Source organism: Corallococcus sp. AB011P (assembly GCF_003611605.1).
GTDB lineage: Bacteria > Myxococcota > Myxococcia > Myxococcales > Myxococcaceae > Corallococcus > Corallococcus coralloides.
This window is the reverse complement of the sequence record NZ_RAVX01000020.1, coordinates 110,596-125,277: the sequence shown is the minus strand read 5'-3', so window position 1 is coordinate 125,277 and position 14,682 is coordinate 110,596. Positions and strand designations below refer to the sequence as shown.

General features: G+C 70.1%; 10 protein-coding genes. 8 read left to right on the top strand and 2 right to left on the bottom strand.

Annotated elements, in window-relative coordinates; genetic code table 11:
* Genes D7X30_RS33865 through D7X30_RS33840 form a run of 6 tightly spaced genes read left to right on the top strand, consistent with a single transcriptional unit; the run spans position 1 to position 8,580 of the window.
* Positions 1-1,617 carry an acyl-CoA carboxylase subunit beta gene (locus tag D7X30_RS33865; protein WP_120567120.1) on the top strand — a complete coding sequence of 539 codons (1,617 nt, stop codon included), beginning with the start codon at positions 1-3 and terminating at the stop codon, positions 1,615-1,617.
* Between the two features lie 11 nt (positions 1,618-1,628).
* On the top strand, positions 1,629-3,641 hold the full coding sequence (locus tag D7X30_RS33860) for an acetyl-CoA carboxylase biotin carboxylase subunit (RefSeq protein ID WP_120567119.1): 2,013 nt from the start codon (positions 1,629-1,631) through the stop codon (positions 3,639-3,641).
* Positions 3,638-4,411 (top strand): enoyl-CoA hydratase family protein, encoded by a 774-nt coding sequence (locus D7X30_RS33855; protein ID WP_120567118.1) that lies wholly within the window; start codon positions 3,638-3,640, stop codon positions 4,409-4,411. The genes D7X30_RS33860 and D7X30_RS33855 overlap by 4 nt, the downstream gene beginning before the upstream one ends.
* Before the next feature lie 55 nt (positions 4,412-4,466).
* A complete protein-coding gene (locus D7X30_RS33850; RefSeq protein ID WP_120567158.1) occupies positions 4,467-6,077 on the top strand; it encodes an AMP-binding protein in 1,611 nt (536 codons plus the stop codon).
* Entirely contained in the window at positions 6,046-6,741 is a 696-nt protein-coding gene (locus D7X30_RS33845; RefSeq protein WP_120567117.1) for a pilin, read from the top strand. Before D7X30_RS33850 ends, D7X30_RS33845 begins: the two co-directional genes overlap by 32 nt.
* A 45-nt stretch (positions 6,742-6,786) precedes the next feature.
* The gene (locus D7X30_RS33840) at positions 6,787-8,580 is read left to right on the top strand and encodes a Vps62-related protein (protein ID WP_199724627.1); all 1,794 of its coding nucleotides are present in this window, start codon (positions 6,787-6,789) and stop codon (positions 8,578-8,580) included.
* Positions 8,581-8,582: 2 nt separating this feature from the next.
* Here D7X30_RS33840 and D7X30_RS33835 read toward each other — a convergent pair whose 3' ends face one another.
* Positions 8,583-10,010: a hypothetical protein gene (locus D7X30_RS33835; RefSeq protein WP_120567116.1), complete on the bottom strand. Its 1,428-nt coding sequence runs from the start codon at positions 10,008-10,010 to the stop codon at positions 8,583-8,585.
* A 170-nt stretch (positions 10,011-10,180) separates the two neighbouring features.
* On the opposite strand from D7X30_RS33835, the gene D7X30_RS33830 reads away from it, so the two are divergent.
* Positions 10,181-10,717, top strand: a complete 537-nt coding sequence (locus D7X30_RS33830; RefSeq protein WP_120567115.1) for a hypothetical protein — start codon at positions 10,181-10,183, stop codon at positions 10,715-10,717.
* Positions 10,718-10,766: 49 nt separating this feature from the next.
* On the opposite strand, the gene D7X30_RS33825 is transcribed toward D7X30_RS33830, so the two are convergent.
* Positions 10,767-10,967 carry a hypothetical protein gene (locus D7X30_RS33825; protein ID WP_014395921.1) on the bottom strand — a complete coding sequence of 67 codons (201 nt, stop codon included), beginning with the start codon at positions 10,965-10,967 and terminating at the stop codon, positions 10,767-10,769.
* 1,054 nt (positions 10,968-12,021) lie between these two features.
* On the opposite strand from D7X30_RS33825, the gene D7X30_RS33820 reads away from it, so the two are divergent.
* On the top strand, positions 12,022-14,679 hold the full coding sequence (locus D7X30_RS33820; protein ID WP_120567114.1) for a DEAD/DEAH box helicase: 2,658 nt from the start codon (positions 12,022-12,024) through the stop codon (positions 14,677-14,679).
* Positions 14,680-14,682 lie beyond the last annotated feature (3 nt).

Genomic DNA, 14,682 nt, shown 5'->3' with positions numbered 1-14,682 from the left:
GTGCCCACGCTCGTCTCCCAGGTCGAACCGGCCTCCGCCACCTTCACCACGCAGCGCCAGGAGATGCTCGCCCGCGTCGCGGAGCTGCGCGCCATCGAGCAGAAGTCGCGCGACACCGAGCAGCTGGCCCGGGACAAGTTCAAGCAGCGCGGTCAGCTGCTCCCGCGTGAGCGTCTGGCATTGTTGCTCGACCGGGGCTCGCCCTTCCTGGAGCTCTCCACGCTCTGTGGCTACAAGCACCACGACGACAGCGACGGCTCGCTGGCCGGTGGGAACACCATCATCGGCATTGGCTTCGTGTCCGGTGTGCGCTGCCTGGTGTTCGTGAGCAACTCCGCCGTGAAGGGCGGCACGGCGACGCCCTGGGGTGTCCAGAAGGCGCTGCGTGCGCAGGAGATTGCCCTGCAGAACCGGCTGCCCGTGGTGTCGCTCGTGGAGAGCGGCGGGGCGAACCTGCTCTACCAGCAGGAGATCTTCATCCCAGGCGGGGAGACCTTCTACAACCAGGCGAAGCTGTCCGCGGCCGGCATCCCCCAGGTCACCGTCGTCCACGGTTCGAGCACCGCGGGCGGCGCTTACATCCCGGGCCTGTCCGACCACGTCGTCATGGTGCGCGGCAAGGCGAAGGTGTTCCTCGCCGGCCCGCCGTTGCTGCTCGCGGCCACGGGTGAAGTCGCCACGGACGAGGACCTCGGCGGCGCGGAGATGCACACCACCGTGGCCGGCACGTCGGACCACCTCGCCGAGGACGACGCCGACGGCATCCGCATCGCGCGGGAGATCGTCGCGTCGCTGGGGTGGAATGACGCCCTGCCGGCGTCCGCGCGTCCCGCCTTCGAGCCGCCCCGCTACGCGGTGGAGGAGCTGTGCGGCGTCGTGCCCATGGACCACCGCAAGCCCTATGACTGCCGCGAGGTGATTGCGCGGCTCGTGGATGGCTCGGACTTCTCGCCCTTCAAGGACGACTACGACGCGCTCACCGTCTGCGGCTGGGCGCGCATCGAGGGCAGGGCGGTGGGCCTCATCGGCAACAACGGGCCCATCACCGCGAAGGGCGCGACGAAGGCGGGACAGTTCATCCAGCTCTGCTGTCAGGCGCGCACGCCCATCATCTACCTGCAGAACACCACGGGCTACATGGTGGGCACGCAGTCGGAGCAGGGCGGCATCGTGAAGCACGGCGCGAAGATGTTGCAGGCGGTGGCCAACGCGACCGTGCCGCAGATGACCCTCCTGCTGGGCGGTGCCTTCGGGGCGGGCAACTACGGCATGTGCGGCCGTGCGTTCCACCCGCGATTCATCTTCGCCTGGCCCAACGCACGCACGGCGGTGATGGGCGGTGAGCAGGCGGCGAAGGTGCTCACCATCGTCGCCACGGAGAAGGCCCGGCGCGCGGGGCTGCCTCCCGATCAGGAGTTCCTGGACGGGATGGCGAAGCCGCTCATCGAGCAGTTCGACCGCGAGTCGGATGCCTTCCAATGCAGCGCGCGGCTGTTCGACGACGGCGTCATCGACCCCCGGGACACGCGGCGGGTGCTCGGGTTCATCCTGGCCACGTGCGACGAGGCTTCGCGCCGCACGCTGTCGCCCAACTCCTTCGGTGTCGCCCGGCTGTAGCGAGGGGAATCATGAAACGCATCCACAAGGTGCTGGTGGCGAACCGGGGTGAGATCGCCGTGCGCGTGCTGCGCACGTGCCGCCGACTCGGGCTGCGCACGGTCGCGGTCTTCTCCGATGCGGACCGGGATGCCCCACACGTGCGGCTCGCGGACGAGGCCATGCACCTGGGGCCGCCGCCCGCGCGGGAGTCCTATCTCTCCATCGAGCGGGTCCTCGCCGCGGCGAAGGCGTCCGGCGCGGATGCCATCCATCCCGGGTACGGCTTCCTGTCGGAGAACGAGGACTTCGCACGCGCGTGCGCGGAGGCCGGCTTCGTGTTCGTCGGCCCGCCGGCGGAAGCCATCGAGCTGATGGGGAACAAGCGGCAGGCGAAGCTGCGCATGCAGGCCGCGGACGTGCCCTGCATCCCCGGCTATGAGGCGGCACGCCCTGGCGAGTCGCTCGAGGACGAAGCCCTGGTCCGCGAGGGCCAGCGCGTCGGGTTCCCCATCATGGTGAAGGCGGCGGCGGGCGGTGGCGGGCGCGGCATGCGGCTCGTCCGCGAGCCGGGCGCGCTGCTCGACGCCATCCGCTCGGCGCGCTCGGAGGCGACGAACGCGTTTGGCAGCGGCGAGCTCATCCTGGAGCGGGCCATTGAAGGCGCGCGTCACGTGGAGGTGCAGGTCTTCGCGGACGAACATGGGAACGCGGTGCACCTGGGCGAGCGCGACTGCTCCGTGCAGCGCCGGCACCAGAAGGTGATTGAAGAGAGCCCATCTCCGGCCGTCACGCCCGAGCTGCGCGAGCGCATGGGGGCCGTGGCGGTGCAGGCCATCCGCGCCATCGGGTATCGCGGCGCGGGGACCATCGAGTTCCTCCTGGCGCCGAACGGCGACTTCTTCTTCATGGAGATGAACACGCGCCTGCAGGTGGAGCACCCGGTGACGGAGCTGATTACCGGGCTCGACCTGGTCGAATGGCAGCTGCGCGTCGCGGACGGCGAGCCGCTCCCGCTGATGCAGCCGGAGATCACCTGGCGCGGGCACGCCATCGAGGCGCGCCTGTGCGCGGAGGACCCGGCCAGCGGCTTCCTCCCGCAGACGGGCCGGCTCCTCGCATGGGATCCGCCAGCGGGGGAGGGCGTCCGTGTGGATCATGGCGTGCGTGAAGGCCAGGACATCACGCCGTTCTATGACTCCATGCAGGCGAAGCTCATCGCGTACGGACCGGACCGTGAGACGGCTCGCGAGCGGCTGGCCGCGGCGCTGCGCGAGCTGACGGTGTTCGGCGTCACGACGAACAGTGCGTTCATCCAGCACGTCCTCGGGCACGAGGCGTTCCGCTCCGGCCGGTACGACACGGGCTTCGTCGGCGCGCACACGCCGCCGGAGACGCTGCAGGCGCTCGGGAAGGCCTCCCCGGAGGATCAGGCCATCCTGGCCGCCTTGCTCTTCCACGACGACGCGCAGGCGCTGGCCCGGAAGGGTGGCTTCGACGCGACGCTCACGGGCTGGAGCAGCTCCTACGCCCTGCCGGTGCCGGTCAGCCTGCATGACGGTGCTTCGGAGTTCCGCGCCTCGGTGCGTCCCGTCGCAGCGGAGGCCTACGAGGTCCGTATCGGCGACAGCTCGTTCGCGCTCTCCCTGCGCGGACTCGGCCCCGAGCGCGCAGAGGTGGAGGTGGCGGGGCGCCGTCGCGCGGTCCGCTACCGCCGTGCGGGTGGCACGCTGTGGTGCACGCTCGACGGCATCACGCGCCAGCTGCGCGACGTGTCCTTCCGGCTGCCCTCCGAACGCGAGCGCGCCAGCGACGGCCGCCTTCGCGCGCCCATGGACGGCCGCATCATTCGGGTGAGCACCGAGGTCGGCGCGACCGTGAAGAAGGGCGACGTGCTGGTGGTGCTCGAAGCGATGAAGATGGAGTCGTCCCTCATCGCGCCCACGGATGGCGTGGTCACGGCGGTGAACGTCACGGTCGGGGCGCAGGTGCCGGCAAGACATGTCGTCGCGGTCGTCTCCCCCGCAGCGAAGGAGGCAGCATGAGTGAAGCACCGCTCGTCCGGTACGAAGTCTCTCGTGGCGTCGCGACCCTGACGCTCGATTCGCCGCGCAACCGCAACGCGCTGTCGCGGGCGCTCGTCACGCAGTTGCTGGAGCGGCTGAACGCCGTGGGCGCCGACCCGGGCGTGCGCGCGGTCGTCCTCGCGGCCACCGGTCCCGCGTTCTGCGCGGGGGCGGACCTCTCGGAGATGGCGGACGGAGGCGCCGCGAAGGCTCCGGGCGTGCTGCTCGACGTGCTGCGCACGATCGTGACGCTGCCGCAGCCCGTCGTGGCGAAGGTCGCCGGGCAGGTGAGGGCAGGCGGCATCGGCATCGTGGGCGCGTGTGACGTGGCGGTCGTCGCGGAGTCCGTGAAGTTCGCCTTCACGGAGGCGCGCATCGGCGTGACGCCCGCGGTCATCTCGCTCACCACCCTGCCGCACCTGACCAGCCGGGCGGCGAGCCGCTACTTCCTCACCGGTGAGGCCTTCGACGCAGCCGAAGCCGCGCGCATCGGGCTCATCACCACCGCGGTGCCAGACGCGTCCCTGGAGGGCGCCGTCGAGCAGATCCTGGAGACGTTCCGCGTGTCGTCTCCGCAGGGCCTGCGCGAGACCAAGCAGCTGGTGTCCGCCGGCCTGCGCGCGCGCATCGATTCCGGGGGCGCCGAGATGGTCGCGCTCTCCGGCCGGCTGTTCGCCTCCGAAGAGGCCCAGGAGGGGATGCTCGCCTTCCTGGAGCGCCGGCCTCCCGCATGGGCCGCGCCGAAATAGGCCGCGGGGGCACCCGGTTCGACCCGACGCCCGAACGGGCGGAATGGAGCACACGATGTCAGCGATCCAGGCACCTCGGTCCCCGCGCATCAGCCGCGTCTCTCTGGGAGACATCGTCCACCGGTCGGCGGTGCGCTGGCCGGAGCGGACGGCGCTCGTCGACGGGGACCTCGAGTTCTCCTACGCGGAGCTCGACCGGCGCTCGAACGCGTTCGCGCACTACCTGCTCGCCCAGGGGCTGCCCCAGGGCGCGCGCATCGCGATGCTCTGCGGCAACTCGGCGCAGATGCTCACCGCCTTCGTGGGCATCTACAAGTCGGGGTTCGTCTGGGTGCCCATCAACACCGGCCTCTCCGTGGAGGCCGTCCGGTACATCCTCGAACACGCAGAGGCGACACATGCCGTCGTCGACGCCGAGCTGCTCGCGAAGCCCGGGCTGCGGGCGATGCTCGACGCGCTGGGCACCCGCATCATCGTCTGCGTGCCGGAGGGGCAGGCGGCGCCGGGCGGGGACTCGGTCGCGTTCCTGGACACGCTGACGGGGCAGCACGGCACACTGCCGGAGGTGGACATCCAGAGCGGCCAGCTCGCGCAGATCATGTACACCAGCGGCACCACCGGCCAGCAGAAGGGCGTCATGCATTCGCATGCGTCGGTGCACGCGGCGCTGAGCGGGAACCTGTTCGAGCTGGGCATGCGCTCGTCGGACTCCACCCTCTGCGTGCTCCCGATGTTCCACTGCGCGCAGCACGCCATCGTGATGACGTTCCTGCTGGCCGGGGCGACCGTGGTCGTGCGGCGGGCCTTCGACCCGGGGGCGATGCTCGCGACCATCGAGCAGCGCGGCATCACGTTCCTGCTGGGCCTGCCGGTGATGTACGGCGCGATGCTGGCGCACCCGGCGCGTCCGGCCACGAAGCTGTCCAGCCTGCGCCTGTGCCTCTACGTGATGGCGCCCATGGCGCGCACCATGCTCGTGGAGCTCATCGAGCACTTCTGTCCGGGCGGCTTCGCGCTCGCGTCAGGCCAGACGGAGATGTACCCGGCGACGACCATGTTCAAGCCGGAGCAGCAGCTCAAGCGGTTCGGCTCGTACTGGGGTGACTCGGCCGTGACGAATGAGACGGCCATCATGGATGACGAGGGCCGGCTGCTCGGGCGCGGCGAGGTGGGGGAGATCGTCCACCGCGGGCCGAACGTGATGCTCGGCTACTACAAGGACCCGGAGGCGACCGCGCGGGCGAGCGCCTTCGGCTGGCACCACACGGGCGACCTGGGCATGTTCGACGCCGACGGTCAGCTGCTCTTCGTGGACCGCAAGAAGGACATGATCAAGACGGGCGGAGAGAACGTCCCGTCCATCAAGGTCGAGGAGGTCCTCCTGCGCCACCCCGCGGTGCTTCAGGTCGCGGTGGTGGGCCTGCCGCACTCACGCTGGACGGAGGCGGTGACGGGCTTCGTCGTGCTCAAGCCCAACGCCTCCGCGACGGAGGCGGAGATCAACGCCCACTGCCGCCAGCACCTGGGTGGGTTTGAAGTGCCCAAGGCCATCGTCCTGCTCCCGGCCATGCCGCAGACCAGCACGGGCAAGGCCCAGAAATTCGTGCTCCGGCAGCAGTACGCACGGCACTACGATGCGGGCCGTGACGACCCCAATCGCTCCTGAGTCCTCCCCGCCGAAGAAGACCGTCCTGCCTGGCGTCGCGCTGGGCTTCACCATCGCAGGCCTGTGCATCGTCTGTCTGTGGCCGGTAGGGCTCGTGCTGGCCATCCTGGCGATGGTGAAGACAGGCAAGCCGGAGCATGCCGGGCGCAGGGGGCTCGCCATCGCGGCCCTCTGCGTGGCGGGGTTGGGGCTCTTCACCATCGGCATCCAGGCAGCCATCGCCATTCCCAACTTCGTGAGCTTCCAGGCGCGCTCGAAGCAGGCGGAGTGCAAGGTCAACCTGAAGGCGTTCTTCGGCACGGTGAGGGCGTACGTGGTGGACAACCATCCCGTGGACAGCTTCGCGATGATGGGATTCGAGCCGGGACCGCGCAATCGCTATGCCTATGTGCTGCGGATGCCGGAGGACGTCATCCCCGTGGCGGGAGCGTTCCCCGCGCTCGACCCGGAGGCCATCCAGGCGGCACTGGATCAGGCGGGCGTGGAGCCCGGCGTGGAGGGGACCTGTCCCGATTGCAGCGTGACGGCCGTGTGCGTGGGCAACGTGGACAACGATGACACGCTGGACGTGTGGAGCATCTCCACCGTCGACCGCACGGCGGCCAACGGCGACACGATTCCCCTCGGAACCCCGTACAACCACGTCAACGACGTCCGGGAATAGCAGTCCCGGAGTAGGGTCCTGGGTTTCCTCCTTCCCCAGGTATCCATGGCCCTCCGGCGATTCCTATCCCTCGTCGCGCTCGCCACGTCTTCGCTCGTGGCGAACGCAGCCCACGCGAACACCGTCTACGGCTTCTGGCAGGGCTCGGGAGGACAGAGCTCCACCAGTCCGGGCAACCGGGTGTTCCTGCTGGATTCACAGACGTCCAGCAATCCGGTGACGTTCACGCTGACGTCGTCCGCGGATGCCTGGCTGTACCTGCTGGATGCGAACGGCACCATCCTCGCGCAGGACAACAACGGCGGTGGCGGCACGAACTCGCGCCTGGTCGTCACGCTGGCTCCGGGCAGCTACCAGTTGGTCGCGGCGACCGCGCTGTCGGGCCAGAGCGCCGAGTTCACCCTGGCGTCGGACTCCGGGGTTCTGCGCCATCCCAAGGCGCTGGAGGTCCGGCCCACGAGCCGCTTCACCTGGGTCTACGACGATCACGGCACCGGCGCGACGAACGACATCGCCGTCTGGCGCCCGGACCTCTCCCAGACGCCGGGCTACTTCTCGCTGGGCGACGTCGCCATGCCGAACCGAGGACAGGCGCCCGCGACGACGTTCGTGGTTCGCGGGGAGGGGGACCTGCTCGCGCGTCCGTCCAACTACAACTGGACTTGGGACGACTCCGGCTCCGGTGGAACGCACGACGTCTCCTTCTGGGAGCCGGTCGCGCCCGCGGGCTACACCTGCCTGGGCCACGTCGCGGTGCTGGGCTACTCCAAGCCCTCCACGGACCTCATCCGCTGCGTGCGGAGCGAATACGTGCTGCCCGCCAATCCCGCCTGGGTGTGGGACGACAGGGGCTCTGGCGCGGACGACGACATCGGCGTGTGGCAGGCGGTGGGGCGCGACCACCGCGGCCTGCCCGCATCCACCTTCGTCTCCCGCCCCAGCCATGGCGACACGGGCGGCAATCGCTACTGGGTCCTCAACAAGAGCGCCACGTCCAACGCGGAGCTGCGGGGCCTGCCCGTGGACGCGCAGACGGTGGCGACGTTCGCGCCGCGCGTGTGGCTGCATCCGGACGAGGCCTATTTCCCGTCCTCCACGCAGTTCCACCTGGCCAACGTCCACGAGGAGAACGGCCACCTGGTGACGAACCAGGCGCTGGGCTGTGACTCCTGCACGGATCCGCAGTTCCTGGACGGCCAGCGCCCCAACCAGACGCCGGTGCCCGTCTACGCGCAGGTCATCCCGCGCACCCAGGGCGGTCTGCCGACGAACGTGACGGACGTGCTGTATTGGAATTTCTACCCGTACAACAATGGCAAGCGCGTGTGCATTGGCTGGTATTCGCCCTGGGGCTGCGTGGGCGGCTACTCCACCTTCGGCAACCACGTGGGGGACTGGGAGCACCTCACCGTGCGCTTCATTGATGGGCGCCCCGCGCAGGTCTATCTGAGCCAGCACGCGAACGGGCAGGCCTTCACGTTCGGCGACAAGGCCGTGTTCCTCACCGGCTGGCATCCGGAGGTGTTCTCCGCCAATGGCTCGCATGGTCTCTATCCGGACGCCGCGCGGCACATCTACGAGACCATCTTCAACGGCGACTTCCTGGCGGACGACACCGGCGCCGGGCTCGCGTGGGACACCTGGAACAACGTGGTGGTCATTCCCTGGCAGCCGGCGGGGACGTACTCGGGGTCGCTCGCCTGGATGAACCTCACGGCGTACTGGGGCAACCCCGAGTCCGGCTGCGACAACCCGACCGGCTACTGCGTGAACAGCGGCGGTCCCTCGCCGCTGCGGAACCGGTCGGTGTACCAGCCGGAATACATGACCCTGGAGTAGTCCTAGCGTCGGCCCAGGAGGCCGAAGGGCTTCCACTCCAGGATCTTCAGGTCGAACCCCGCCTGGCGCTTCCCGGCGATCCAATCTTCGAGGGCGCTCAGCGCGGAGGCCTCGTCATCGAAGGTCTGGCGCTCGTCGTCGCGGGTGACCAGCGTGGTGCCGTCCACGATGGCTGACGTGTACTCGTTCTTCGGGCCGCCGTACTTCGCGAACTCCCGTTCGAGCGGGCCCCGGCCGGGAACCACGGTCGTGACGCGCAGGAAGTCTCCTTCGTAGCGGGCCTCCAGCCGCCGCACCTCCTGTGCGGCGGCGTCGGAGGTCTCGAAGGCGAAGCGGAACGTGCGCATCGACCCGTTGTTGAGTCCCGCGTGGAACTGCACGACGGCGCCGAAGCGTTCGATCTCGATGAAGAGGTCGCCCCGCCTGCGCCAGAAGGTGACGCGCTCCGAGGCCCGCTGCTTCACGTCGAGCGCGGGCGGCGTTCCCTGTCCGAGGAACTCCTTCCCGTCGAAGATGTGCAGGGGCAGGCTGCTGGGACGCATCAGCCACACCTCGCCTGTCTTGCGCTGGGCGTAGACGACGTCCCTTGCGCGCGCGTTCTTCGACGCCTGGGCCGCGATGCCTTCGATGTCCAGGCCTTCGAGCTCCTCGGCGGTGGGTTCATCCGGCTCGCGGACCTGCTGGGGCTGGAGCGTGTCCGTGAAGACGGGCTCGCCCTCCTGGATGCGCTTGAACAGGGCGTCGTGGTGGATCTCCCCCAGATCGAGGTTCCACAGCTCCGGGCGCAGGAAGGTGGACGCGAGCGAGGCGGCGTCCTCTCCGGGGCGGCCGTTCTCCAGGTGCTGCTCGGCGTGGGTCTCGCCGTAGCAGGTGACGTCGTGATCGTTCTCGTCGAGGAATCGCGTGGTGAGGTCACCCGCCACGACGAGGCTGTCGTCGTTGTAGATGCCCTGGATGGCATCCCGGACCACGAGGTCGCCGAGCACCAGGAAGTTCCCTGACGTCTGGAGCCCCCATGCCGTGCAACGGCCCACGACCACGACCGTCGAATCCGGTCCGCAGTCCTCCAGCACGCCCGCCACCTCCATGTCCCCGAGGACGACGAGGGGCGCGGTGACACGCAGCAAGCCGGCAGCCCGCGCGTTGCCCGTGATGACCCGGGCCTCGGAGATGGTCCCTTCGAGCACCGCGTCCTCGGGCGCCAGCAGCTCGCGCATCACCAGGGCCGCGAAGCCGATGGGCGACAGGGGGCCGGGACATAGCGCCTCCGCGACCTGGGACGGGGACCGCTGCGCGTCCTTCCGGAAGACAGCCGCGAGCTCCGAGACCGAGGGCTCACCGTGATGGGAGAGCGCGTTGAGGACAGCGCCTTCGAGCCGGGCGCGCACGGCCTCCGCGCGCGGGAGGAACTCGTTCTGGGAGAGGAGCATGGGCGCGCATGCTACCGGCCGGACGCCGCGCGAGAAATTGTTCCGGTGAAACCTCGTGACAGGGCGTGGCGGTGCGCGGCCTTCACTGTTTTCATGCAGGGCCCCGGCCGTTTGTACCCGGGTGAGGCGTCCGTTCCGGGCCTGCATGCTGTCTCTTCGAGGTGGGGTTGATGCGCGAGGAAGATGTGGTCATGGCGGTGGTGGCGGGGAGCTGGGCACTGTTCTTCCTTGGCGGAGGCGCCTTCGTCGTGCGCCTGATCTACCGGGCATGGAAGAAGGAGCAGACCCGCAACCACGGTCTGCCGGGCGAGGCCACGGTGCTGGAGTACAAGGCCACGCGGATGTACATCAACCGCAGCCAGGTCTTCGACTTCCTGCTCGAGGTGCGGATGCCCGGCGAGGCGCCGTATCAGGTGTCGTTGAGCAGCCGGTGGCACGACTGGAACGTGCGGGTGATGGACGTGGGGCTGCGGCTCAACGTCAAGGTCGACCCGAAGGACCCACAGGGCGTCGTCGTCCTGGGGCCGGTCGTCGCGCAGGACCTGGGCAGGTTCCTCCGCCAGGGCATGGACGCAATGGCGACGGGCCAGGCGGCGCACGCAGACCCCGTGAAGGCCCTGGCGGACCTCCAGCGGATGGCCGACGCGGGCCTCGTCTCGGAGGAGGAATACGCGCGGAAGAGGACGGAGATCCTCGACCGGCTCTGAAACGGCCGGGCCCTTCACGGAGGCCCGGCCGCGGTTCATCCACTTCGGCCTACTGGCAGATGGTGATGTCCGAACAGACGCACTGCCCGGCGCCCACGCCGGCACACCGACGGAAGCACGAGCAGTCTTCGTTCGTGCAGATGTTGGAGCAGAGGCCAATGGCCTCGGAGCTGGTGGGCATCAGCGCCCCGACGGCGCCACCGGCCACGACGCCCAGCATGAACACGAACTTCGCGATTCCCTTGCGCATGTACGACCTCCCAGGTTGAACGGCCCGTCCATTCTAGAGACGAGTCCTCGATTGGACGAGGCTCGACACCGAGGTCCGGGAGCCGGTGCCTGCGCACCTTCGATGAAGCCTTCCCGTCTCATCCGAAGTGTGCCTTCCCGACCACGAACCCATCCCCAAGGTCAGTGGCTCCCCAGGTGCCGTTTCTCAACCTTCCACCCGGGCCGGTGAGGGAGGTGCATGCAATGAAGGCATTCAAGGCGGTGCTGCTGGGAACGCTCGTGTCGGCGCTGCTCGTTGGCGCAGGGTGCAAGACCACGAAAGGCGAGAGTATGGAGGGGCTCGGCACTGGCAGCTCCGGAACGATGACTCCAGGAGTCGGCGGCAGGACGAACGTCGGCGAAAGCTCCAATGAAACGGAGGGAACCGAGACGGGCTCTGGCGACGTTGGCGGATCAGGTTCAATGACGAACCCAGGGACGGGCGGTTCCAGCTCGGGCGGCACAGGCGGTTCCAGCACGAGCGGCAGCGGCAGCGGCAGCGGCATGGGCGGCGGCTCCACCTCCGGCGGTACCTCTAGCGAAGGTGGCTCAAGCACTGGCGGCTCGGGTGGTGGCGGCTCCGGTGGTAGCGGTTCGAGCACTGGCGGCTCGGGTAGTGGCGGCTCCGGTGGTAGTGGTTCGAGCACTGGCGGCTCGGGCTCAGGCGGCTCGGGCTCAGGCGGCTCGGGCTCAGGCGGCTCAGGCTCAGGCTCAGGCGGCTCAGGCGGCTCAGGCGGCTCGGGTGGTGGCGGGGGCGACATGAGCCGCTGACCCTGACGAGCCGAGGACGCGCGGTACGCGTCCTCGGCTCTCACGTGGCTTCTTGCCCGTGCGCTCAGCGCGGTGCGCACGCCCGGCTCAGCAGCCACTCGGCGCCCCGGCGTGCGGCCTTCCGCGGATGCGCCGTGGACGACATTTCCACTGGGTTCACGTCCAGAGGCCCCTGGCGTGCGCGGCTGCCTACCTCCGTCTGCCCGGTCCCGGACGCATCTGACGCTTCCCCGGGACACCTCCCGCGCGTATCACTGGCCTTCGTGCGCACACCTACCGACCGCTTCCTGCCGCCCCGCACCGACGCTTCTTCCGCCACGCCGCCCCTTCGCGGGCGGGTGGTGGTCATCGCGCCCACGCGAGCCGCGTGCGAAACCATCGAGCTGGCGCTCGGGCTGGAGCTGCGCACGTACCTGGAAGAGCATCACGGCGAGCGCCTCCTTGCGCTCGCGCGGAGCGGGCAGGGGTTCGGCATCGTCGCGGGCACGGGCACGGGCAAGACGCTCGCCATCCGCCCCATCGCGGAGGAGCTCACGGGCCGGCGGCCCCTGCGGGTGGCGGTGGTCAACCGCGAGCGGGAGGCCACCGCGGAGACGCCGCTCGCGGACGTGGCCATCGTCACCACCGGCATCGCGCGGCGCTGGTTCCAGGGCGGCGCCATCCGGCGCGAGGACACGCTCATCGTGGATGAGATCCACCAGACCTCCGCGGAGCTGGAGCTGTGCCTGGCCCTGGGCAAGCGCGTGGGCTGCCGCTTCATCTGGCTGTCCGCCACGGTGGATCCGGCCTTCTACGCGCGCTACCTGGACAGCGCGGACGTGCTCCAGGTGTCCACCTTCGACCCGGGCAAGGCGGCCCAGGTGGAGGTGGAGCGCCGCAAGCCGCTGTCCTTCCTCGACGATGCCTTCCTCCAGGACGTGCAGCGTCAGGGGCGCGGCGTGGGCGTGTTCCTGGCCACGCGTGCTGGCGTGGAGGAGGCGGCGGCCCACGTGCGTGCCCGCTCACCCGAGGTCCACGCGGCGCACTACCACGGCGGCGAACCGCTGCGCGCCATCCGCCCCTTCCTGGAGGGCACGGCGCCCCGGCCGTTCGTGCTCACGATGACGGCGGCGGGGCAGAGCGCGCTCAACGTGCCCGGATTGGACACCGTCGTCATCGACGACCTGCGCTTCACGAACGTGGTGGAGGGCGGCCGCAACGTGCTCACCCGCGTGCACCTGGGCAACAACGAGCTCTTGCAGATGGCGGGGCGCGTGCACGGACGGGTGGCGGGCGGGCGCGTCTTCATCCTCAGTGACCGGTTGATCCACTTCGCCTCGTTGCGGCCCACCGAGCCCGAGTTCCAGCTCGCGGGCGAGCCGGAGCGGGTGGCGCTCACCGCCGCGGCCCTGGGCGTGCGGGCGGATGAGCTGGACCTGCCCGTGCCGTTGGACCGCGCCGCCTATCGGCGGGCGCTCGCGAAGCTGGAGGCGCGCGGCATCGTGGACGCGGATGGACGGCTGTCCGCCTACGGCCGCGCGGTGGAGGCCCTGCCCGTGGAGCGCCCCTGGGCGGAGCTCATCGTCAACGCGGAGGACGCGCTCCTGCCGTTCCTCGCGGTGTGCAGCGCGGTGGAGTCCCTGCACCGGATGACGCGCGAGGAGCGGAACCTGGAAGAGGTGCTCGTGCCCGGCAGCGATCACCTGACCGCGTACAACCTGTACGCCGAGGCCTTCCGTGTGGCGGGCACGGTGGGGGAGGTGCAGGGGTTGCCGCGTCACATCTTCGACCCGGAGAAGCTCGCGGCCTGGGCGGAGGGGCGCGGGGTGCTGGTGAAGGCCCTGGAGGACGCGGCGCTCGCGATGGCGAGCGTGTACCGGAGCGTGGGGCTGGCGCTGCCCGCGCGCATGCCGTTCGCGAACTCCAGCGTCCACCATCGCTTCTGCGACCAGCTCGCGCGCTTCATGCCCTTCGACCTGGTCATCGACGAGCGCACGGCCTGGGGTGAGCTCACCCGCGTGTCGAAGACGAGCGTGTGCGGCAACCTGGGCGCGGTGGCGGGCACGCTGCGCTACTTCGCCGACCGCAATGGTGAGTCGCAGGGCGCCATCGAAGGCACCCAGTTGCCCCAGGCGCTGCTGCGCCGCTACGCGCGCCGTCACTCGGAGGCGCCCGCGTATGACGCGCGCTTCCGCTCGGTCGTGCTCATCAGGCTGCTGGACTACTACGGCTTCACGCTGGAGCAGGAAGTGGACGTGCTGCGCGCCTGGGGGCCAGAGCTCGCCAATGCGGCCCGGCACGCGCTCGCGGAAGCACTGGCGAGGGGCGAGGCGCCGCATCCCGCGGTGGACCGTCACCGGGTCGCCATCGCAGAGGTGCGCGAGCTGTGGCGGCGTTCGGGAGGCACCACCGCGCCGCTGGGGCACCCGGAGCTCACCGCGCTCTACGAGGCGCAGCTCGATGGGGTGGACACGCTCGATGACTTCCGGGAGCGGCCGCTGCGGCTGGACCTGGACGCGCTCGTGCCGCGCGCGACGCGGCAGGCCCTCCTGGCGCTCCCGGACGCCGTGGAGGTCCGCGAGCAGGCGGTGCCGCTGGAGTACGACGTGGAGGAGCTGTCGGACGGCGCCCTGCGGAGCGTGGTGCGGCTGCACCTGCCGGAGAAGCTCGCCCGCACCCTGGTGGAGGAGGAGCTGCCGCTGCTCGACCGCCCCCAGCGCTTCAGTGTGGCCCGGGGCCGGCGGGGCGTGCTCCAGGCCCGCTCACTCCTGGATCTCCAGGACCTGCTCGACCAGCCCTGGATGCCGGACGAGATCACCGAGGCCACCCGCGAGCGTCAGCCCCAGGCGCGTGGCGCCCCCGAGCGTGGGGGCAACCGCGGCCACCATGGCAAGGCCTCAACGTACGGAGGCCGGCGAGGAGGCGGCAGGCGGAGGCGCTGACCT